Annotated in this window: 18 protein-coding genes and 2 rRNA genes; all 20 read left to right on the forward strand. The window is 56.9% G+C overall.

The genetic code is table 11. The features are described 5' to 3' along the window. The first annotated feature begins 56 nt into the window (after positions 1-56). Positions 57-2,897, forward strand: a complete 2,841-nt coding sequence (uvrA, locus tag MHY24_RS04790; RefSeq protein ID WP_239228547.1) for an excinuclease ABC subunit UvrA — start codon at positions 57-59, stop codon at positions 2,895-2,897. Between the two features lie 7 nt (positions 2,898-2,904). Further along, positions 2,905-3,753: a hypothetical protein gene (locus tag MHY24_RS04795; protein ID WP_239228549.1), complete on the forward strand. Its 849-nt coding sequence runs from the start codon at positions 2,905-2,907 to the stop codon at positions 3,751-3,753. Positions 3,754-4,023: 270 nt separating this feature from the next. Then, a complete protein-coding gene (gene infC, locus MHY24_RS04800) occupies positions 4,024-4,545 on the forward strand; it encodes a translation initiation factor IF-3 (RefSeq protein ID WP_080970442.1) in 522 nt (173 codons plus the stop codon). A 36-nt stretch (positions 4,546-4,581) separates the two neighbouring features. Further along, positions 4,582-4,776, forward strand: a complete 195-nt coding sequence (rpmI, locus tag MHY24_RS04805) for a 50S ribosomal protein L35 (RefSeq protein WP_005323265.1) — start codon at positions 4,582-4,584, stop codon at positions 4,774-4,776. Between the two features lie 55 nt (positions 4,777-4,831). Further along, complete coding sequence (gene rplT / locus MHY24_RS04810) at positions 4,832-5,215, forward strand: 50S ribosomal protein L20 (RefSeq protein WP_005323264.1); 384 nt, start codon at positions 4,832-4,834, stop codon at positions 5,213-5,215. 355 nt (positions 5,216-5,570) lie between these two features. Then, positions 5,571-5,828, forward strand: coding sequence for an NINE protein (locus tag MHY24_RS04815; protein ID WP_239228551.1), 258 nt, complete (start codon positions 5,571-5,573; stop codon positions 5,826-5,828). 108 nt (positions 5,829-5,936) lie between these two features. Next, a complete protein-coding gene (locus MHY24_RS04820; RefSeq protein ID WP_204609205.1) occupies positions 5,937-6,740 on the forward strand; it encodes an RNA methyltransferase in 804 nt (267 codons plus the stop codon). 103 nt (positions 6,741-6,843) lie between these two features. Continuing rightward, positions 6,844-7,890 carry a phenylalanine--tRNA ligase subunit alpha gene (gene pheS, locus MHY24_RS04825; protein ID WP_239191338.1) on the forward strand — a complete coding sequence of 349 codons (1,047 nt, stop codon included), beginning with the start codon at positions 6,844-6,846 and terminating at the stop codon, positions 7,888-7,890. Positions 7,891-7,914: 24 nt separating this feature from the next. Beyond that, a complete protein-coding gene (gene pheT, locus MHY24_RS04830) occupies positions 7,915-10,428 on the forward strand; it encodes a phenylalanine--tRNA ligase subunit beta (protein WP_239228552.1) in 2,514 nt (837 codons plus the stop codon). 147 nt (positions 10,429-10,575) lie between these two features. Next, positions 10,576-10,902: an aminotransferase class III-fold pyridoxal phosphate-dependent enzyme gene (locus tag MHY24_RS04835; RefSeq protein ID WP_239228554.1), complete on the forward strand. Its 327-nt coding sequence runs from the start codon at positions 10,576-10,578 to the stop codon at positions 10,900-10,902. Further along, positions 10,899-11,819, forward strand: coding sequence for an ornithine carbamoyltransferase (gene argF, locus MHY24_RS04840; protein ID WP_239228555.1), 921 nt, complete (start codon positions 10,899-10,901; stop codon positions 11,817-11,819). Before MHY24_RS04835 ends, argF begins: the two co-directional genes overlap by 4 nt. 3 nt (positions 11,820-11,822) lie before the next feature. Next, entirely contained in the window at positions 11,823-12,305 is a 483-nt protein-coding gene (locus MHY24_RS04845; protein ID WP_005323257.1) for an arginine repressor, read from the forward strand. An 81-nt stretch (positions 12,306-12,386) separates the two neighbouring features. Continuing rightward, on the forward strand, positions 12,387-13,607 hold the full coding sequence (locus MHY24_RS04850) for an argininosuccinate synthase (RefSeq protein ID WP_239228556.1): 1,221 nt from the start codon (positions 12,387-12,389) through the stop codon (positions 13,605-13,607). 6 nt (positions 13,608-13,613) lie between these two features. Next, positions 13,614-15,044: an argininosuccinate lyase gene (gene argH / locus MHY24_RS04855; protein WP_239228558.1), complete on the forward strand. Its 1,431-nt coding sequence runs from the start codon at positions 13,614-13,616 to the stop codon at positions 15,042-15,044. 219 nt (positions 15,045-15,263) lie between these two features. Further along, positions 15,264-16,781 (forward strand): amino acid permease, encoded by a 1,518-nt coding sequence (locus MHY24_RS04860; protein WP_239228559.1) that lies wholly within the window; start codon positions 15,264-15,266, stop codon positions 16,779-16,781. Between the two features lie 12 nt (positions 16,782-16,793). After that, complete coding sequence (locus MHY24_RS04865; RefSeq protein ID WP_005323253.1) at positions 16,794-17,831, forward strand: ornithine cyclodeaminase; 1,038 nt, start codon at positions 16,794-16,796, stop codon at positions 17,829-17,831. A 56-nt stretch (positions 17,832-17,887) separates the two neighbouring features. Then, a complete protein-coding gene (locus MHY24_RS04870) occupies positions 17,888-18,061 on the forward strand; it encodes a Trm112 family protein (protein WP_005323252.1) in 174 nt (57 codons plus the stop codon). A gap of 23 nt (positions 18,062-18,084) precedes the next feature. Then, entirely contained in the window at positions 18,085-19,344 is a 1,260-nt protein-coding gene (gene tyrS / locus MHY24_RS04875; RefSeq protein WP_239228561.1) for a tyrosine--tRNA ligase, read from the forward strand. Positions 19,345-19,979: 635 nt separating this feature from the next. Continuing rightward, positions 19,980-21,497, forward strand: a 16S ribosomal RNA gene (locus tag MHY24_RS04880). A gap of 455 nt (positions 21,498-21,952) precedes the next feature. Continuing rightward, a 23S ribosomal RNA gene (locus tag MHY24_RS04885) occupies positions 21,953-22,959 on the forward strand; the annotation flags it as partial.

The following is a 22,959-nucleotide window of genomic DNA, read 5'->3' on the forward strand; positions in this document are numbered from 1 at the left end:
CCTACGGGTACATTCGAGGGAAGATTGCAATCCCTAGTACTGGAGGTCTGAGCACAGTGGCTGATCGTTTGGTGGTGCGCGGTGCCCGCGAGCACAACCTCAAGGGCGTGGATATCGATATCCCCCGCGATAAAATGGTTGTTTTTACCGGCCTATCCGGCTCCGGTAAATCTTCGCTGGCCTTTGACACCATCTTCGCTGAAGGCCAGCGCCGCTACGTGGAATCCTTGAGTTCTTATGCCCGCATGTTCTTAGGGCAGATGGACAAGCCCAACGTGGAATTTATTGATGGCCTGTCACCCGCAGTGTCCATTGATCAAAAATCCACCAACCATAATCCACGCTCTACGGTGGGCACGATTACGGAGATCTACGACTACCTGCGCTTGCTATTTTCCCGTGCTGGTACGCCGCACTGCCCAAAGTGTGATGCGGTGATTGAGCGCCAAACGCCGCAGCAGATTGTGGATGCGGTGCTGGATCTGGAAGAAAAGCTGAAGTTCCAGGTGCTTGCACCGGTAGTTCGTAAGCGCAAGGGCGAGTTTGTGGATCTTTTTCAGGATCTTTCGGCGCAGGGTTACTCCCGCGTGCGAGTGGATGGAGAGACCCATCAGCTCAGCGATCCTCCCAAGCTCAAGAAGCAGATCAAGCACAATATTGAGGTAGTGGTTGACCGCCTGCAGGTAAAGGCCTCGCAGAAACAACGCTTAACGGATTCGGTGGAAACGGCCCTGCGCTTGGCGGATGGACTGGTCACCATAGAGTTCGTGGATAAGGAAGAGCTCACCCACACGTACTCGGAGAAGGCCGCCTGTCCTAATGGTCACACGCTGACCATTGAAGAGTATGAGCCCCGGGCCTTTTCCTTCAATGCTCCGTTTGGTTCTTGCCCGGTGTGTGATGGTTTGGGTACGAAGCTGGAAGTCGATGTTGACTTGCTTATTCCGGACCCAGATGCCCCGGCGGTTGACGCGATCCAGCCGTGGCACTCTTCTCCCAACTCCCGTTACTTTGTCAAGCTAGTGGAGGGTCTGGGTAAGGCAATGGGCTTTGACCCTAAGACGCCAGTGAGCGAATTGACTAAGGAGCAGCGCCACGCGCTCATCTATGGTACGGACGAGGAGGTGCAGGTTCGCTACAAGAACCGCTATGGGCGCCAACGCAATTGGACCGCGCCGTTTGAGGGTGCCACCGGTTTCATTCACCGCAAGCTGGAAACGACCGATTCTCAGTCCCAAAAGGACCGCCTGCTGCAGTACACCCGCCGCGTGCCGTGCAGCACCTGTAAAGGCACGCGCTTGAAGCCGGAGATCTTGGCTGTCCGCTTGGCTTCTACTACTCACGGTGAGCAGTCCATTGCGGGGCTGTGTGCGCTTTCGATTGAAGATGCCTCTGAATTCCTGGACTCTTTGGTTCTGGGCCACCGCGAGGAAATCATTGCCGGTGCGGTACTCAAGGAAACCCAGGCTCGGTTGCGCTTCCTTCTGGACGTCGGTCTGAATTACCTGACCTTGGACCGCGGTGCGTCCACGCTTTCGGGCGGCGAGGCGCAGCGCATTCGCCTAGCCACGCAGATTGGTTCTGGTTTGGCCGGCGTACTTTATGTGCTCGATGAGCCTTCCATTGGTTTGCACCAACGCGATAACCAGCGCCTTATTAAGACCCTGCAGCGTTTGCGCGATATTGGCAATACCCTCATTGTGGTCGAGCATGATGAAGACACCATTCGGGAGTCCGATTGGCTTGTCGACGTGGGCCCGCGCGCCGGTGAGTACGGTGGAGAGGTGGTCTACCAAGGCGAACCGGCGGGAATTGAAAAGGTAGAGGAGTCCCTGACTGGCCAGTATCTATCTGGCAAAAAGGTGCTCGCCGTCCCGGATCACCGCCGCGAGATCGACAAGGACCGCACCCTGAAAGTCGTGGGGGCACGCGAGAATAACCTCAAGGGCATAAACGTCGAAATCCCGCTGGGAGTGCTGGCGTGCATTACCGGCGTTTCCGGCTCGGGTAAATCCACCGTGGTCAATGAGATTTTGGCCAAGACTTTGGCCAATAAGCTCAATCGTGCCCGGCAGGTCCCCGGCCGGGCCAAGCGCGTCGAGGGCGTGGAGCACCTGGATAAGCTAGTCCAGGTAGACCAGAGCCCGATTGGCCGTACCCCGCGCTCCAACCCGGCTACCTATACGGGCGTCTTTGACAAGATCCGTAACCTTTTTGCCGAAACCCAGGAGGCCAAGGTTCGCGGCTACAAGGCCGGCCGCTTCTCCTTCAACGTCAAGGGTGGGCGCTGCGAGGCATGCCAAGGCGATGGCACCATCAAGATCGAGATGAACTTCCTGCCGGACGTGTATGTTCCGTGTGAGGTGTGTGAGGGCGCTCGCTATAACCGCGAGACCCTGGAGGTGCACTACAAGGGAAAGAACATCGCTGAGGTTCTCGACATGCCGATTTCTGAGGCAGCGGACTTCTTCGAACCCATCAACTCGATTCACCGCTACCTTGCCACGCTTGTCGACGTCGGCTTGGGCTACGTTCGCCTCGGCCAAGCCGCAACCACGCTGTCGGGCGGTGAGGCGCAACGCGTTAAGCTCGCTTCGGAACTGCAAAAGCGCACCAACGGTAGGACCATCTACATCTTGGACGAGCCGACCACTGGTCTGCACTTTGAGGACATCCGCAAGCTGATGTTGGTTATCCAAGGCCTCGTTGACAAGGGTAATTCGGTGCTCATCATTGAGCACAACCTCGATGTCATCAAGGCTGCGGACTGGATAGTGGATATGGGGCCGGAAGGCGGCGCCGGCGGCGGCACCGTAGTCGCGCAGGGCACCCCGGAAGATGTTGCGCAGGTGGAAGGCTCCTATACCGGAAGGTACCTAAAGGACATGTTGAAGTAGGGACACTGTGAATAGTTACCGCCTCGGCGTTAGCCTGCTGGCAGCGCTCACTCTGCTTACTGTGAGCGCCTGCTCCGGCGATCCTGAAACTGAAAACGTCCCAGCGCCGTCAACTAGCTCTCCGGCACCTGACCCGGACTCAGTGCGCACTCAGCTTGACCGTGCAGTAGACAAGACCGCAAGGAAGTACCACGCCAAGGTTGGGGTCGCTATTTCGGCCGGCGATGACACCATTGCTGTGGGCGATAAGGGCAAGGGTCCCGTCTGGTCCACGGTAAAGGTCCCTATCGCCATCGCGGCGCTGAAAGACGGCGCGGATAAGAGTTTGGTCGACCTGGCAATCAAGGAATCCGATAACGATGCCGCCTACTCCTTGTGGTCCCAGGTGCAATGGCGCGAAGGCTCCGCCGATAAGGCAGTCGAGGAATTGCTCGAAGACTATGGATCGCACGCGGATATCCATGACACCGCCTTCGGCTACTCCACGTGGTCATTGAAAGACCAAGCAGTCTTCGGTGCTGAATTGCCCTGCATTGAGGAGGCGGACTACGTCCACAAGGTGCTCAAAGACATTGTGGCTTGGCAGAAGATTGGTCTGTCGAAAGAGAAGCGAACCCGCGCCAAGAGCGGCTGGGGCTTGGACGAGGACGACAATGAGTACACCTACCGCCAATTTGGCGTTCATGAGGTTGCTGGCAAGCGCGTCGGCGTCGCGTTATCTGTGGTTACCGATGGCGAGGACTATGCCAAAGCCGAGCCAGCGGTAAAGTATCTCGCCCATGAGTTAGTGGACATCGTTGATAAAGGGGTAGAGAAGGGAAACATTGAACCAGCTGCTCAATGCAAGGACAGCTAAGCGAGTTGCGATTTGGTGGAAAGGGTAGAAGCTGCTATCCTCAAAGCCACTACCGCCCATGACGCCTTGTCGAGGTTCGTGGGTCACAAGCGGAGTCTCTCCCACCCGATGCCGCGAACACCGTTCGTAGGATAAAGGTAAAGGTAACCAAGCACTCGTGCTTGGCACTGTGAGAACTCCCGGCTGTCTTTGGCAGACCGGGTTTGATTCGTTTGTGGTCCCGGTAGGTGAACTACTTACTCATACACCCCCTAATCGAGGAGAACCACAATCAGCGCTGAAGCTCGCATCAATGAGCGTATCCGAGTACCCGAGGTCCGTTTGGTAGGCCCCGGTGGTGAACAGGTGGGCATCGTCCGTACCGATGATGCTCGCAAGCTTGCATACGAGGCTGACCTTGACTTGGTTGAGGTAGCCCCGAAGGCAAAGCCCCCAGTGGCCAAGATCATGGACTACGGCAAGTTCAAGTACGAGCAGGCTCAGAAGGCTCGCGAAGCCCGTAAGAACCAGCAGCAGACCGTGGTTAAGGAACAGAAGTTCCGCCCGAAGATCGATGATCACGATTATGAGACCAAGAAGGGTAACGTAGTTCGCTTCCTCGAGAAGGGATCCAAGGTCAAGGTGACCATCATGTTCCGTGGTCGTGAGCAATCGCGTCCGGAGCTGGGTTTCCGCCTCTTGGAGCGTTTGGCCGATGACGTCGCTGAAGTTGGCGTTGTTGAGTCCCGCCCCAAGCAGGATGGTCGCAATATGACCATGGTCTTGGGTCCGGTTCGCAAGGGCAAGAAGTAGACCAGATTCCACGTAGGATTTAAGGACTTAATACTCATGAAGCAGAAGACCCACAAGGGCACCGCAAAGCGTATCAAGGTGACCGGTTCCGGCAAGCTGCGCCGTGAGCAGGCTGGCCGCCGCCACCTGCTGGAGGGCAAGCCGTCCAAGCGTACCCGTCGCCTGAAGGGCACCGAGGCAGTCGCACAGCCTGACACCAAGCGCGTCAAGCGCCTGCTCGGCCGCGCATAATAGCGCCGAATCAACCCACATCCGCCATCACAATTCGAATTAAGGAAGTATCACTGTGGCACGAGTAAAGCGCTCAGTTAACGCAAAGAAGAAGCGTCGCGCGATTTTGAAGTCCGCTAAGGGCTACCGCGGCCAGCGTTCCCGCCTGTACCGTAAGGCGAAGGAGCAGTGGCTGCACTCCATGACTTATGCTTACCGCGATCGTCGCGCCCGTAAGTCTGAGTTCCGTAAGCTGTGGATCCAGCGCATCAACGCTGCTGCCCGCATGAACGACATCACCTACAACCGCCTCATCCACGGCCTGCGCCTGGCTGAGATCGAGGTTGACCGCAAGATCCTGGCTGAGCTTGCTGTCAATGACTTCGAGGCATTCTCCGCACTGTGCGAGGCTGCTAAGGCCGCTCTGCCTGAGGACGTCAACGCTCCTAAGGCTGCCTAGTCACTAGGAATATAACGCCCGTTTCTCCGGCTTATGTGCCGGGCGAAGCGGGCTTTGTTCGTTTTACACTCTATCTGTCTAGTGAGCTCGGTCTCGCATGCTACATTGAGTCCAGACCACGAGTGACCCCGAGACCAAGGAGCAGATTCCCTGTGACAAACCCAAATGGTAGCTACCAACCAGAAAATGGCGAGTATTCTGGCCAGTCCTATGACAACAACCAGGGGCAGCAGTACAACCCCTATAACCAGCAGGCCGGTTACCAGCCGCAGTACAACCAGGGCTATGCACCACAACCGAATATGGGTTCCTATCCGGTGCAGCAGCAGTATGTGGCGCAGGGACAGCAAAAGTCTTGGATTGCGACTTTGCTTCTGTGCTTCTGTGCTTCTTCTTGGGCTCCTTCGGCGCGCATAACTTCTATACCGGCCGCACGACCTTCGGCGTAGCGCAGCTGGTGCTTAATATCCTGGGCTGGGCTACTTTCTGGTTCTTGCTCGGATTCGCGTTTTGGGCCATCCTCGGAATCTGGGTCTTCATTGAGTTCATCATGATCATTGCCGGCGCCGGAGATTACGATAAGGACGCCCGCGGCGTGCCACTAGCTAAGTAGCACTCAACATTGTGATCCTGTTGCCACACGGGCAACAGGATTTTTTGTTTTGCATACGCAGCTGGGTCTGAGTCTGGGGCTAGGCAACTAGTAGGTAGGGTAGGAGCCATGAATTTGGATTTTGACTCTGCCTTTACTGAACGCACCCCGCGCATTGTTAACGCAGCCAAGCTGCACCGTGCGGCTAACCGGAAAAAGGCGAAGCAATTCCTGATTGAGGGAGAAAACGCCGTAGATGCCGCGGTGTCTACTGGCGCTGCTGTCGATGTTTTCGTCACTGAAAAGGCCGCAGAACGCTTCGGTGACATTATTACCGCCTGTGGATACATGGGAGTGTACGTACATCCCATCACCGATAAAGCGGCTAAGCATCTTTCCGATACCGCAACCACCACCGGCCTTTTCGCGCTGTGCAAGCCGGTGCTGTGGTCCGCGGGCAAAATCCTTAACGGCAAGCCAAGTTTGGTCTCCGTTCCCGTGCTTACTTCGGAGCCGGGAAATGCAGGTACATTGATTAGAACTTCCGACGCCATGGGCGCAGACGGAGTAATTTTTGCGGGCGAGACTGTCGACCCGCTCAGCTGCAAGGTTGCGCGCGCTTCGGCTGGCTCGCTGTTTCATGTCCCGGTAGCGCGAGACCCCAATATTAAGGATGTCTTGGGGCAGCTGCGTAAGTCGGGAATGCAGATCGTGGCGACGGCTGCCGATGGCGAGGTAGACCTAGCCGAGGCAGATTTGTCTCAGCCAACGGCGTGGCTCTTTGGCAACGAGGCGCATGGGCTCGGCGAATTGCTGGAAGAGGCTGACATGCGGGTGCGTATTCCGCTGCGCGGCCGCGCGGAGTCACTCAACCTGGCAACAGCCGCCAGCATTTGTCTTTATGAGTCCGCAAAGGCCCAAGAGCGAAGCTAAGTAGAACCCCGAATGAAAAGGGGGTCCCTGGGGCGGTCGGGCTAGCCGGGACAGAGTAAGATTGCACGCGTTAGTTTTCGCGCGAGAAGAAGGTACGAAGTACGTGTCGGATACACCGCAGATCGAATTGACCGAAGAGGCTCTTGGGGCCGCGGCCGATAAGGCTATCGCAGCCTTCGACGCAGCCGAAACGCTCGATGAGCTGGCTGCAGCCCGCCGCGAGCACCTAGGAGATGGCGGCTATATTCCGCAGGCTCGCCAGTCATTGGGGCAGCTGCCCAAGGATCAGCGCAAGAGTGCTGGCAAGGCTGTCAACATGGCCCGCGGCAAGATGGAAAAGCGCTTTGCCCAGGTTAAGGATGTCTTGGAGCAAAAGGCTCGCGAGGAGCAGTTGCGAGCAGAGACCGTTGACGTCACCATTCCCACCACTCGCACCCAGACTGGTGCTCTTCACCCAATTACCGCATTGTCTGAGCGCATTGCGGATATTTTCGTCGGCATGGGCTGGGAAATCGCGGATGGCCCCGAGGTCGAGGCAGAGTACTTTAACTTCGACGCTTTGAACTTTAAGCCGGACCACCCAGCACGTACCCTGCAGGATACGTTCCACGTCTCCGGCGAGGGCTCTAAGCAGGTGCTACGCACGCACACCTCCCCAGTACAGGTGCGCACGATGCTGGAGCGCGATGTGCCGCTGTATATCGCTTGCCCCGGCCGCGTATTCCGCACCGATGAGCTGGATGCCACCCACACCCCGGTTTTCCACCAGGTAGAAGGTTTGGCCGTGGATAAGGGCCTGACCATGGCTCACCTGCGCGGCACCCTGGAGCACTTGGCCAAGGTCCTGTTCGGTCCGGAGACCACGACGCGCATGCGCGTGAATTACTTCCCGTTCACCGAGCCCTCTGCCGAGGTTGATGTGTGGTTCCCCAATAAGAAGGGCGGCGCCGGTTGGATCGAGTGGGGCGGCTGCGGCATGGTGAACCCCAATGTGCTGCGCGCCGTAGGCGTTGACCCAGAGGAATACACGGGCTTTGCCTTCGGCATGGGCCTCGAGCGCACGCTGCAGTTCCGCAATGGCTTGACCGATATGCGCGACATGGTCGAAGGCGATGTCCGCTTCACCGTGCCGTTTGGCGTACAGGCCTAAAACCCAGAAAGGATAGACACACTAATGCTTATTTCCCAAGACTGGGTCACCCGCATCCTGGGCGCTAAGAACCCTGGTTGGAACGTTTCCGCTGCCGATATGGACTCCGGATTCGTGCGCGTCGGTTTTGAAACCGAGGGCTACGCTGCCGTTCCGGAGAGCACCGGTCCGCTGGTCATCGGCCAGGTGGTAGAGATCGAGGAACTTACGCAGTTCAAAAAGCCCATCCGCTACTGCCAGGTAAATGTAGGCCAGGCTAATGGCACGGGCGAGCTGCAGGGCATCATTTGCGGTGCTCGTAATTTCCGTTTGAATGACTATGTCGTTGTGGCGCTTCCGGGCTCGGAGCTTCCTGGCGACTTCAAGATTGCGGCGCGCGAGACTTACGACCACATCTCTAATGGCATGCTGTGCTCCGGCGCTGAGCTCGGTTTGGGCGCACAGGCTAACGGAATCATCGTCTTGGGCGATGACGTCGCCGATAAGGTAGGCGAGGATGCTCGCCCGGTTATTGGGCTGCATGATACCGACTTTGACGTCAACATCACCCCGGATCGCGGCTACGCCCTGTCCGCGCGTGGTTTGAGCCGTGAGATTGCCTCCGCTTTCGATCTAGAATTTGCCGATATTGCCGAAGACCCGTCCGTTGCTGGCATTGATACCTCTTCTGTTCCAGCGGCGCAGGGCTCGCTTATCGACGTCACTCTCAACCCCGAGACCAAGGCGCAGCGTTTCGGCCTCCGCAAGGTCAGCGGCATCGACCCGCAGGCACGCACCCCGTTCTGGCTAGAGCGCGAGCTCATGCTCTGCGGCCAGCGCAGCGTAAACCTGCCCACGGACATTACTAACTACGTGATGCTGCTTTTGGGCGCCCCAATGCATGCCTTTGACGCCAACGTTATCCAAGGAAATCTCGTTGTCCGCAATGCCGACGAAGGCGAGAAGTTTGAGACCTTGGATCACGTAAAGCGGGAGCTTTCTGCAGAAGATGTGGTTATCTGCGATGACAACGGCATTCAGTCGCTGGCCGGTGTCATGGGCGGTACTACCTCAGAAATCTCGGCGGAGACCACTGATGTTGTCTTCGAATCCGCTATCTGGGATCCGATTACCGTGGCGCGCACCTCCCGCCGCCATAAGTTGTCGTCCGAGTCCTCCCGCCGCTTCGAGCGTGGCGTGGATCCAGCGGTCGTCGAGGTCGCTCTAGACACCGCCTGTGCGCTCTTGCAGCAGCTGGCGGGCGGCACCATTGAGGAAGGCCGGACGCTTATCGGGGACGTCGCCAAGCGCGAGCCCATTGCCCTGCGCACCGCAAAGGCCAGCGAGTATGCCGGCGTAGACTACTCCCGTGAGACCGTTATTTCCCGCCTCGAGGAAGTCGGCTGCACTGTCGCCGATGAGGGAGACATGCTGCAGGTAACGCCCGCTACGTGGCGCACCGATATCTCCATGGATGTTGACCTCATCGAAGAGGTACTACGTCTTGAGGGCCTGGAGGACATTCCCACTGTCCTGCCTACTCCAGCCGGCGGTCGCGGTCTCACCCCAGCACAGAAGCGTCGCCGCGCTATTGGCCACGGCCTGGCCTATGCCGGTTATGCAGAGGTATTGCCGGCCCCGTTCGTGGCCAACGACACCTTTGATGTGTGGAGCTTGGACAAGGATGATGCTCGCCGCCGCACCGTAGAGGTGCAGAATCCGCTTGAGGCAGATAAGGCCGTCTTGTCCACGACTCTGCTTCCGAACATGCTGGAGGCCATCGGCCGCAATGTTGCGCGTGGCCGCAGCGACCTCGCCCTGTATGGTCTGCAGCAAGTGGCATTCAAGCGCGCCAAGGCCTCGCCTATGCCTTCCGTGGAGCAGCGACCTTCCGATCAGGTTGTTTCCGAACTTCTGGATACCCTTCCTGAGCAGCCGCTGCACGTTGCAACGGTGGCCACCGGCAATATCGAGCATGAGGGCCCGTGGGGCGAAGGACGCGCATATAGCTACGCCGACGCCATCGAATCCGCCCGCCAGGTCGCCCGCGCCGCCGGTGTGGATATCGAGCTGGAGGCAGCGCACGTTCTTCCCTGGCACCCAGGCCGCTGCGCTGCCGTGAAGGTGGCTGGCACTGATGTGGTCTTGGGCCATGCCGGTGAGCTTCACCCGCAGGTTCTGGAAGCGCTGAACTTGCCGGCGCGTACTTGCGCTATGGAGCTGGACGTTACCGCTATGCCATTGGAAGAGAAGTTCCCTGCGCCGGTACTGTCCTCCTTCCCAGCGTTGCACCAGGACATTGCGCTCGTGGTGGATGAAGACGTCCCAGCAGAGCGCGTGCGCGCCACCGTGGAAGAGGGGGCGGGCGAACTCATCGAGTCCGTCGAGCTCTTCGACATTTTCCGTGGCGAGCAGTTGGGTGAGGGCAAGAAGTCCTTGGCCTTCCAGCTGCTGTTCCGCGCAGCGGATCGCACCTTGACCGATGAGGAAGTCAACGAGCACCGCACGGCGGCAGCGGAGCTGGCTAAGCAGCGCCTGGGTGCAGAGATGCGCGCATAGCTAGGCCCTAGGAAGGGGCGGTGAGATTTACCTCACCGCCCCTTTTTTCATGCATTTTTTCATTTCTGGTGCTGCATTAACCAGGCAATATTCACAATTTACATGAATAACATACGGACGAGTGTATTTATTGCTATAGTCGCCCCTATGACGATTTCAGTAGCAATAGCAGGCGCCACCGGATACGTGGATGCGGAATTTCTTGCGGAAGTTACTCATAAGGGTGACTATCTGCGGCAAGAGATTGAAAAATTGCCGCTTGTAGAACGCGTACGGGGCCGCGGACTGATGCTCGGCGTTGTTTTAGCAGAACCTGTGGCTAAGCAGGCCGTGCGCGGCGGACTTGCACAGGGGCTCATCCTCAACGCGCCCAGTGAGAATGTACTCCGCCTCACCCCACCCTTGGTTATTTCCCACAACGAACTAGACACAGCACTGACAACACTTCGGACGATAATGGAGGACCTGGCATGAGCCTGCGACACTTTCTGGCTGACGACGATCTCAGCCCACAAGAACAAGCAACCATTTTGGACCTAGCTGAAAAGCTCAAGAAGGATCCCTTTGCGGAGCGCCCACTAGAGGGGCCAAAGACCGTGGCGGTGCTCTTTGATAAAACGTCTACGCGTACCCGCTTTTCCTTTGAAACCGCAGTAGCGAATATGGGCGGCAAGGGCATTACCGTCGATACTTCTACGACTCAGATGGGCAAAGGGGAGTCCTACCAAGACACGGCCGCGGTGCTTTCGCGGTACGTGGAGGCAATCGTGTGGCGCACCTTTGACCATGACAACCTTCTCCAGATGGCGGAGACTACTACCGTTCCTCTGGTCAATGCGCTTTCCGACGACCTGCATCCCTGCCAGATTTTGGCTGACCTGCTGACCTGTCGCGAGAATTTGGGTGACCTCAAGGGTAAAAAGGCTGTCTACTTGGGCGATGGCGATAATAATATGGCTAACTCCTACATGATTGGCTTCGCCACGGCCGGCATGGACGTCTCTATTATCGCGCCCGAAGGATTCCAGCCGCGCCAGGAATTCGTCGACCGCGCGCGCAAGCGGGGCAATATCACCATTACTGATGACGTTAATGAAGTTGAAGGCGCAGACGTTGTCATTACAGATACGTGGATCTCTATGGGGCAGGAAAATGATGGCCGCGATAGGCGTACGCCGTTCCTGCCATATCAGGTTGATTCGACCATAATGAGCAAAGCGCATAAGGATGCAATATTCTTACATTGTTTGCCGGCGTACCGTGGAAATGAGGTCACGGCTGAGGTAATTGATGGACCACAGTCGCGCGTCTTTGATGAAGCGGAGAACCGCCTGCATGCGCAGAAAGCGCTTCTTGTCTGGTTGCTCGAAATAAATAAGGAGATCAACTAAGTAATGAACACCCCGACCACCCGCAATGCTCGGCAGGCCAAGATCCTGGAGATTCTGGATCGCAATCGCGTCACCAGCCAGGTGCAACTATCCGAGCTTCTTCTCGCAGACGGCATCGACATCACGCAAGCCACTTTGTCCCGTGACTTGGATGAGTTGGGAGCGAAGAAGGTAAAACGTGATGGTGGTCGTTCCTACTACGTGGTCGGCGGTGAACTGGAGCAATTTGAAGACCAAGTGGGCGGCCCCCGTGAAAAGCTGCGCCGCATGCTCGATGAGCTGGTGGTATCCCATGATTCTTCCGGCAATATAGCCATGCTGCGCACTCCAGCCGGTGCGGCCCAGTACCTTGCCAGCTTTATTGACAGGGTGGGGCTGCACGATGTCATCGGTTGCATCGCCGGAGATGACACCATCTTCGTCTTGGCGCGCGAGGGCGTCACGGGCGCAGATCTGGCGGTGACGCTTACCACGCGGAATATTTAGACGGTGGTGGTGGCAATCCAGATCACCATCGTATATTATGTACTTAGATGAATTGTTTCCAATAGAACAAGGAGATTAACCATGTCCGCACGCGTAGTCTTGGCTTACTCTGGTGGCCTTGATACTTCCGTTGCCATCCCATACCTGGCAAAAATGACCGGTGGTGATGTTGTCGCCGTTTCCCTGGACTTGGGCCAGGGCGGCGAAGATATGGAATCGGTTCGCCAGCGTGCACTTGACTGCGGTGCCGTAGAGTCCATCGTTATCGATGCCAAGGATGAGTTTGCAGAGGAATACTGTGTTCCCACCATCAAGGCAAACGGCATGTACATGAAGCAGTACCCGCTGGTATCGGCTATTTCCCGCCCCCTCATTACCAAGCACTTGGTGAAAGCGGCCCAGGAATTCGGCGGCACCCACGTCTCCCACGGCTGCACCGGCAAGGGTAATGACCAGGTACGCTTCGAGGTTTCCTTCCGCGCCCAGGATCCTTCCCTCGAAATCATCGCCCCTGCACGCGATTATGCGTGGACCCGCGATAAAGCCATCGCCTTTGCGGAAGAGATTAACCTGCCGATTGAGCAATCCGCTTCCTCGCCATTTTCCATCGATCAGAACCTGTGGGGCCGCGCGGTAGAGACCGGATTCCTCGAGGATCTGTGGAACCCGCCAACGAAGGATCTCTACGCCTATACCGAGGACCCAGGCCTGGGTAATGCCCCGGATGAAATCATCATCTCCTTTGAAAAGGGCATCCCGGTGGCAGTCGATGGCCAGAAGATGTCCCCGCTGCAGGTTATTGAAGAGGTCAACCGCCGCGCTGGTGCGCAGGGCATTGGCCGTCTGGATATGGTGGAGGACCGCTTGGTAGGCATTAAGTCCCGTGAGGTCTATGAGGCTCCAGGCGCTATGGTCCTCATCCAGGCCCACGAGGCGCTGGAGGATGTCACCGTGGAGCGCGAGTTGGCCCGCTACAAGCGCTTGACCGATGCCCGCTGGTCCGAGGAGGTCTATGACGGCCTCTGGCACTCGCCGCTGAAGCGTTCCCTGGATGCCTTCGTTGAGGAGTCCCAGGAAAACGTCACCGGCGATATCCGCCTGAGCATGCATGCCGGCACCGCCACGGTCACCGGACGCCGTTCCGGCCAGTCGCTGTATTCCTTCGACCTGGCTACTTATGACACTGGCGATACCTTCGACCAGACCGCGGCTAAGGGCTTTGTGCAGCTACACGGCCTGTCCACCCAGATCTCCAACCAGCGTGACCGCGACGGTGGTTTCCCCACCAGCGCGCAGAAGTAGGAGCACATGGAACCGCATAAGACTAATGAGGGCGCCCTATGGGGCGGCCGCTTCTCCGGCGGACCGTCTGAGGCTATGTTTGCCCTCTCTGTATCCACTCACTTTGACTGGGTGCTGGCACCATATGACGTCCTAGCCTCCAAGGCGCATGCCAAGGTGCTGCACAAAGCGGGCCTGCTTTCCGACGTCGACTTGGACACCATGCTCTCCGGCCTCACTGAGCTAGGGGAGAAGGTGGCCTCCGGTGAGTTCCGCCCAGCACCAACGGACGAGGACGTCCACGGTGCGATGGAGCGCGGGCTCATAGAGATTGTAGGCCCAGAGGTAGGCGGTCGCCTGCGCGCCGGCCGTTCCCGTAATGACCAGGTCGCAACCCTGTTTCGCATGTGGGTACGTGATGCCATTCGCGATACCGCGGCTCAGGTGAGTGACTTGGTGGATGCCTTGGCCGATCAGGCCGCTGCCCATCCGGACGCCATCATGCCGGGCAAAACCCATTCGCAGGCGGCACAGCCAGTTCTGTTGGCGCATGAACTTTTGGGGCATGCGCAGCCACTTCTGCGCGATATCGAGCGACTGCAGGACCTGGATAAGCGCTTGGCGGTATCGCCCTACGGCTCTGGCGCTCTAGCCGGCTCCTCCTTGCAACTGGATCCGGAAGCCATTGCGGAAGAGCTCGGCTTCGATGCCGCCGCAGAGAACTCCTTGGATGGCACTGCGGCTCGTGACTTCGCCTCCGAAACCGCATTCGTGCTGGCCCAGATTGCCGTCGACATGTCCCGACTTTCGGAAGAAATTATCTACTGGTGCACGCCGGAATACGGATACGTCACCCTGGATGATGCATGGTCGACCGGCTCGTCCATCATGCCGCAAAAGAAGAATCCGGACGTTCCGGAACTCACCCGCGGCAAGACTGGACGCCTTATCGGTAACCTCACTGGCCTCCTGTCTACGCTGAAGGCACAGCCGCTGGCCTATAACCGCGACCTGCAGGAAGATAAGGAGCCCATCGTTGATTCGGTGGCGCAGCTTAACCTGCTGCTGCCGGCAATGACCGGACTGGTGTCCACGCTGACTTTCCACGAGGACCGCATGCGCGAACTTGCCCCGCGCGGGTTCACGTTGGCTACCGACTTGGCCGAATGGATGGTTCGCCAAGGCGTTCCTTTCCGCGAGGCGCACGAAGCGTCCGGCGCCTGCGTGCGCATCGCTGAGGAGCGGGGAGTTGACCTAGTGGAGCTCACCGATGAGGAGTTGGCGGGCGTCGACAAGCGGCTAAAGCCTAGCGTCCGTGAAGTACTCACCATCGACGGGGCAGTGGCCTCTCGTGCCACCAAGGGCGGCACCGCTGGTGTCCGCGTGGCTGAGCAGCGCGAGACTGTCCGCCAGCGTGCCGCGGCTGCTCGCTCGTGGGCGCAGAAGCCGCTGCGCTAATTCTCGGTGCGCTTTAGAAACCGCATGGTCTTCGGCCATGCGGTTCTTTTTTATCTCGCTGCGGGGGTGGGAGATTGACCCCCATTCCCAACCTGTCAACTGCATTGTTGAACACAACGGGGGTAGTGGTGACATGGGTAACAGTGTGGTGCGTTAGTATTCTTGCAGGGAATGTGACCTAACAGACTCATTCACCGTAATGAAAGGACGATCTCTCCTATGACAGTAAATTCTCCGCCCACTCCAGCTGGGCCACACGAGAATGAAAAGGCGGTCTACGCTTCGGAAGACCATGGCCTGCAAAAGGGAATGGGCAATCGCCAGCTGCAGATGATTGCCATCGGTTCCGCAATCGGTACCGGCCTTCTCCTGGGCACCGGCGGCCGCCTGCAGGACGCAGGCCCCTTCCTCGCCGTGCTGTACCTCGTATGTGGCTTCTTCGGCTACATCATCTTGCGCTCACTTGGCGAGCTCATCGTCTATCGCCCCAGCTCCGGCTCCTTCGTGTCCTATGCCCGCGAGTTTTATGGCGAGAAGACAGCTTTCGTCACCGGCTGGTTGTACTGGGGAAACTGGGCCATGACTCTAGTGGCGGATGGCACAGCCGTCGCCATCTACATCAAGTGGTTTAGTCAGTACACCTCGTGGCTCGATTCCGTCCCGCAGTGGCTACTTGCGCTCGTGGTCATCTGCGGCATCCTCGTATTTAATATGCTCTCGGTGAAGATCTTCGGCGAGCTGGAGTACTGGTTCTCCTTGATTAAGATCGTCGCGCTGATCATCTTCATGTTGGTAGCCATCGGCGTCCTCATCTTTGGCCACCCGAGTGGCGACCCGACCGGCCTTAGTCTCATTTCTGACACCGGCGGCTGGTTACCTAATGGCTTGATGCCAGCCGTGATCGTCGTCCAGGGCGTCGTCTTCGCCTATGCCGGCATTGAGCTCGTTGGTACCACTTCCGGCGAGACCAAGAATGTAGAAAAGCACATTCCGCGTGCAGTCAATAACGTGCTGCTGCGCATCCTGATTTTCTACTTCGGCTCCGTGCTGCTGCTCACGCTCGTGCTGCCGTACACCGACTACGTCGCTGATGTTTCCCCATTCGTGACCTTCTTTGAGTCCCTTGGCGTAGGAGCGGCGGCCCCGATTTTCCAGCTTGTCGTTATCACCGCTGCGATTTCCTCGCTCAACGCCGGCCTGTATTCCACCGGCCGCATTATGTACAACATGTCCACCTCCGGCTCCGGCCCGAAGTTCGGCGCTCGCATGTCCAAGTCTGGCGTGCCCTACGGCGGCATCGTCATGGCGGCCATGGTGGGCTTGGTAGGCGTCTTCCTCAACTATGTGGTGCCGGAGATGGCGTTTGAAATCGTGCTCAACCTGGCAGCCTTGGGCACATTGGCATCTTGGGCGGCAGTTGCGCTCTCGCACCTCAAATTTGTGCGCCTGGCCAAGAGCGGAAGCTACACCCGACCGGGATACCGCTCGCCGTTTGGCGAAGGCGGAGACTGGGCAGTGCTCATCTTCATTGGCCTAGTCATTATCTTGATGGCCTTTGATTATCCAATCGGCACCTTTGCACTTGCATCGACCCTGCTCCTCGTTCCGGTCTTTATGGCAATGTGGTACGCATGGCGCGACCGCATTCGCGCCATCGCGGAAGAGAGGAAGGCCAAGCACCTGCCAACCTCCAGCTTCCCGGCTGCACCGCAAACAGACCTTCACCCAAAGAAATAGAAAGGAACCTTTATGAACCACGCTGTTAAGTTCGTAGATGTAGAGAATATGGCGCGCTGGATTCAGCGCGAAGGCGTAGAAAACATCATTACCGGAATGGTGGACTACCTTGAGGCCGACTACCGCGAGTGGGAGCGCTTCGACAAGATTCCGCGCGTTGCCTCCCACACCCCGTTCGGCGTTATCGAGCTCATGCCTACCTCCAATGGCAAGGAGTACTCCTTCAAGTACGTGAACGGTCACCCATCCAACCCAGCTCGCGGTTTCCAGACCGTTACTGCCTTTGGCGTGCTTGCCGACGTCGACAATGGTTACCCCACCTTCGAAGCCGAGATGACGCTGCTTACCGCACTGCGTACTGCTGCTACCTCCGCCATGGTGGCAAAGCACTTGGCACGCAAGGATTCCAAGCGCATGGCCATGGTTGGTGCGGGCTCCCAGTCCGAGTTCCAGGCGCTTGGCTTCCGCGGCGTTATGGGAATTGAGGACATTACCATCTATGACATCGACCCTGAGGCGGTAGAAAAGTTCAAGCGCAACTTGGAGCCACTGGGCTTTAATATCACTGCTTGTTCCAGCGTCGACGAGGCGGTTTTGGGTGCAGACATCATCACCACCTGTACCGCTGACAAGGCTCAGAACCAGATTCTGGCTGAGCGCCACGTCGCCCCAGGCGTCCACCTCAATGCCGTTGGCGGTGACTGCCCGGGCAAGACCGAGCTGGAGAGCTCCATCCTGGACAAGTCCAAGGTCTTCGTAGAGTTCCCAGAGCAGACCCGCATCGAAGGTGAAATCCAGCAGAAGCCGGAGGACTTCCCGGTTGTCGAGTTCTACCAGGTGCTCACTGGCCAGGCCACCGGCCGCGATGACGACGAGCAGATCACGCTTTTCGACGATGTCGGATTCGCTATCAACGACTTCTCCGCCCTGCGTTACCTGCGCGATTCCGTCAAGGGCACCGACTTGGAGTCTGAGATCGACATCATCGCCAACCCGGATGACCCGAAGGATCTCTTCTCCCTGGTTGCAAACGTTCCATCCCTGCTCTAAGTCGAAGGTGGGGTAGAGGGATCCAACTTCTTCCTCTACCCGCTAAGATAAGACGCATGAGTCTTGACCCGAAGTTGCTAGAGGTCCTTGTCTGCCCGCAAGACAAGGGCCCTTTGACATATCTGGAAGATAAACAGGTCCTCGTCAACGAGCGGCTGGGCATTGCCTATCCCATTGAGGATGACATCCCCGTGATGCTTGTAGACCACGCCCAGAAATGGCCAGCTTAACTTCGACTTTTAGAAAGACCCCCATGAATATCATCGATGAACTGCAATGGCGTGGACTGATCAACCAGTCCACCGATCTTGAGGCCCTGCGCGAGGCATGTGAGAACCCCATCGCGCTGTACTGTGGGTTCGACCCCACGGGTGACTCCCTTCATGCAGGCCACTTGGTCCCACTTATCATGCTGCGCCGCTTTCAGAAGGCGGGACACCACCCAATCGCATTGGCGGGTGGCGCAACTGGCTTTATTGGTGATCCGCGCGACGTCGGCGAGCGCTCCATGCTGAGCGAGGAAGACTTGGCCCACAACCTTGAAGCCATCAAGGGGCAGCTGCGTCGGTTCATCGATTTCGACGGCCAGCAGGCTGCCACCATGGTCAACAACGCCGATTGGACCATGAACATGTCCGTCATCGACTTTTTGCGTGACGTAGGAAAGAACTTCTCCCTTAATACGATGCTGGATCGCGATACCGTCAAGCGGCGCCTCGAGGGCGACGGCATTTCCTACACCGAGTTTTCCTACATGCTCCTGCAGTCCAATGACTTCGTGCAGCTCCGGCGCGAGCGCGATTGCGTATTGCAGATCGGCGGCGGTGACCAGTGGGGCAACATCGTCTCTGGCGTAGACCTAAACCGTCGTATCGATGGCGCCAAGGTCCATGGCCTTACGGTGCCTCTGGTTACCGACGCCTCCGGACAGAAGTTCGGCAAGTCCACTGGCGGCGGAAAGCTTTGGCTCGATCCGGAAAAGACTTCCGCATACTCCTGGTACCAGTACTTCCTCAATGCCGGTGACTCTGTAGTCATCGACTACCTGCGCTGGTTCACCTTCCTGACGCAGGAGGAAATCGCCGAATACGAGCGTGCGGTAGAAGAAGAGCCTTATAAGCGCGCCGCTCAGCGCCGCCTGGCGCAAGAGATGACCGATCTGGTTCACGGTGAAGAGGCAACCAAGGCTGTCGAGCTTGCCGCTCAGGCGCTATTCGGTAAGGCGGAACTCTCCGAGCTTGATGAGAAGACCCTTGCCGGCGCGCTCGCTGAAACCACCGTCGCGGAAATTGCCGCCGGCGAACCGCGCACCATTGTTGACCTACTGGTGGCCAGCGGGTTGGCTGATTCCAAGGGTGCTGCTCGCCGCACCATCAAGGAAGGCGGCGCATACGTGAATAACCAGCGCATCGAATCGGCCGAATGGGAGCCGTCTGCAGAAGACCTCCTGCATGACAGCTGGCTCGTTCTGCGTCGAGGCAAGAAGAACTTCGCTGGCGCTAAGTTGAGCTAAACAGCAGTAGATGACGTCCATTCCACTCGTTGGAAGGACGTCATTTTTCATTTTTATATTCTGTCCTGCAGGTTTGTGTTGTGTGGTTGTGGTGGACTACATTAATCGAAGTCGCCGCGAGGTAGCCGGGAGGTTACTTCTTTGCGAATTTTGTACGGACTTGGTTCAAGGATTTGACAGGGTTCATTGAGTTGAGTAGGTTTGTACGAGCCGCCAACGAGAGGTTAACGGTAGGTTAATTTTTTTGTGGTGTGCGGATGATGTTTGAGAACTCAATAGTGTGCCAATGTACTTTTTATTTTTTGTGTGCATGGTTGTGTGTTGATTGGTTTGTCTGCCAATGGGCCTTTAGGTGGTTTGTTGGTTGGTGTGTGCCGGTTGGGTATGTGGAACACGTACCCTTTTTGAATGCTGTTTGGTGTTTCGGCTGCATTGAGATGGATTGGTTGGCATGTGATTGTGTTCAACTTTTTGGTTTCCTTATTTTTGACCCCGTCGGGTTGAGGGAACTGTTTATTTTTTCTTTGTAGTAATTTTTTGGACGCCAGCACAGGCTTTTGTGGTTTGTGGTGGTTTGTTCTTTTGTTGGGTTTCGGGCTTTTCACGGCCTGTTTCGGATGTTGTTCTGAAATTTTTTTGTGGAGAGTTTGATCCTGGCTCAGGACGAACGCTGGCGGCGTGCTTAACACATGCAAGTCGAACGGAAAGGCCCTGCTTGCAGGGTACTCGAGTGGCGAACGGGTGAGTAACACGTGGGTGATCTGCCCTGCACTTCGGGATAAGCCTGGGAAACTGGGTCTAATACCGGATAGGAGCCATTTTTAGTGTGATGGTTGGAAAGTTTTTTCGGTGTAGGATGAGCTCGCGGCCTATCAGCTTGTTGGTGGGGTAATGGCCTACCAAGGCGGCGACGGGTAGCCGGCCTGAGAGGGTGGACGGCCACATTGGGACTGAGATACGGCCCAGACTCCTACGGGAGGCAGCAGTGGGGAATATTGCACAATGGGCGCAAGCCTGATGCAGCGACGCCGCGTGGGGGATGACGGCCTTCGGGTTGTAAACTCCTTTCGCTAGGGACGAAGCTTTTTGTGACGGTACCTAGATAAGAAGCACCGGCTAACTACGTGCCAGCAGCCGCGGTAATACGTAGGGTGCGAGCGTTGTCCGGAATTACTGGGCGTAAAGGGCTCGTAGGTGGTTTGTCGCGTCGTCTGTGAAATTCCGGGGCTTAACTCCGGGCGTGCAGGCGATACGGGCATAACTTGAGTACTGTAGGGGTAACTGGAATTCCTGGTGTAGCGGTGAAATGCGCAGATATCAGGAGGAACACCGATGGCGAAGGCAGGTTACTGGGCAGTTACTGACGCTGAGGAGCGAAAGCATGGGTAGCGAACAGGATTAGATACCCTGGTAGTCCATGCCGTAAACGGTGGGCGCTAGGTGTGAGGGTCTTTTCACGACTTTCGTGCCGTAGCTAACGCATTAAGCGCCCCGCCTGGGGAGTACGGCCGCAAGGCTAAAACTCAAAGGAATTGACGGGGGCCCGCACAAGCGGCGGAGCATGTGGATTAATTCGATGCAACGCGAAGAACCTTACCTGGGCTTGACATACACCGGATTGGGCTAGAGATAGTCTTTCCCTTTGTGGCTGGTGTACAGGTGGTGCATGGTTGTCGTCAGCTCGTGTCGTGAGATGTTGGGTTAAGTCCCGCAACGAGCGCAACCCTTGTCTTATGTTGCCAGCATTTGGTTGGGGACTCATGAGAGACTGCCGGGGTCAACTCGGAGGAAGGTGGGGATGACGTCAAATCATCATGCCCCTTATGTCCAGGGCTTCACACATGCTACAATGGTCGGTACAACGCGCAGCGACACTGTGAGGTGGAGCGAATCGCTGAAAGCCGGCCTTAGTTCGGATTGGGGTCTGCAACTCGACCCCATGAAGTCGGAGTCGCTAGTAATCGCAGATCAGCAATGCTGCGGTGAATACGTTCCCGGGCCTTGTACACACCGCCCGTCACGTCATGAAAGTTGGTAACACCCGAAGCCGGTGGCCCAAACTTGTTAGGGAGCCGTCGAAGGTGGGATCGGCGATTGGGACGAAGTCGTAACAAGGTACCCGTACCGGAAGGTGCGGGTGGATCACCTCCTTTCTAAGGAGCTTTTATTATTCGGGTGCAGTTGCACCCTTGGTTGGTTGAGTATGCGAGTGTCATGCTGCCAACTTTTATTATTGAAAAATTGTCCGGGTGAAACACACACCTGATGAGGCAAGCCGAGTGTTTGAATGGCGCTTTGTGACACACTGTTGTCCATGCACAGTTAAACGAAAAATATGTTGTTTGTATGTTGGTGCATTGTTGGGTGTCTGGGGCATTATCCCCCTTTTTCGTGCCTGACCATGAGTCTTGTTGACACTGTGTATGTTGGCAGGTTGTGGTTGGGGTGTTGTGTGAGAACTGTATAGTGGACGCGAGCATTAAACACGCACGGATGGATTGCTTTTGTGGTTTGTTTGTGTGTGTTTGTGTGATTTCTTTTTTCTTTAATCAATTTTTGTCAAGTTCACTTGTGTGGCCATCTGCGCTTTTTGGTGTGGGTGGTTTGTGTGTTCGTTATTAAGGGCGCATGGTGGATGCCTTGGCATGCTGAGCCGATGAAGGACGTGAAAGGCTGCGTTAAGCCTCGGGGAGTTGTCAATTAAGCGTTGATCCGAGGATGTCCGAATGGGGAAACCTGGCCCTGGTTATGTGGGGTTACCCTTCAGTGAATTCATAGCTGTTGTGGGGGTTTACGCGGGGAAGTGAAACATCTCAGTACCCGTAGGAGGAGAAAATAATAATGATTCTGCTAGTAGTGGCGAACGAACGTGGATGAGGCTAAACCGTGTGCATGTGATACCTGGTAGGGGTTGTGTGTGCGGTGTTGTGGGCCCCAATGTGGACTAGCTACTGATGGTCCGCTCGTGTGTTGTTGTTAGGTGAAGTGGTTTGGAATTACCTGCCGGAGAAGGTGAGAGTCCTGTAGTTGAAGACAATGGCATGTGGGTTGTTGGGTTGCCCGAGTAGCAGCGGGCTCGTGGAATCTGCTGTGAATCTGCCGGGACCACCCGGTAAGCCTAAATACTCAGTGTGACCGATAGTGTATGAGTACCGTGAGGGAATGGTGAAAAGTACCCCGGGAGGGGAGTGAAATAGTTCCTGAAACCATGTGCTTACAATCCGTCAGAGCACCGTTTGTGTGTGATGGCGTGCCTTTTGAAGAATGAGCCTGCGAGTCAGCGGCATGTCGCGAGGTTAACCCGTGTGGGGTAGCCGTAGGGAAACCGAATCCTAATGGGGTGTAAAGTGGCATGTCCTGGACCCGAAGCGGGGTGATCTACCCATGGCCAGTGTGAAGCAGCTGTAAGAGGTTGTGGAGGCGCGAACCCACGTAGGTTGAAAACTGCGGGGATGAGCTGTGGGTAGGGGTGAAAGGCCAATCAAACTCCGTGATAGCTGGTTCTCCCCGAAATGCATTTAGGTGCAGCGTCGTATTATAGCTTGGTGGAGGTAGAGCGACTGGTTGGTTGAGCGGGACTACAATCTTAGCAATGTCAGCCAAACTCCGAATGCC

Origin of the sequence: Corynebacterium sp. ACRPQ, assembly GCF_022347225.1 — a bacterium.
GTDB lineage: Bacteria > Actinomycetota > Actinomycetes > Mycobacteriales > Mycobacteriaceae > Corynebacterium > Corynebacterium tuberculostearicum_D.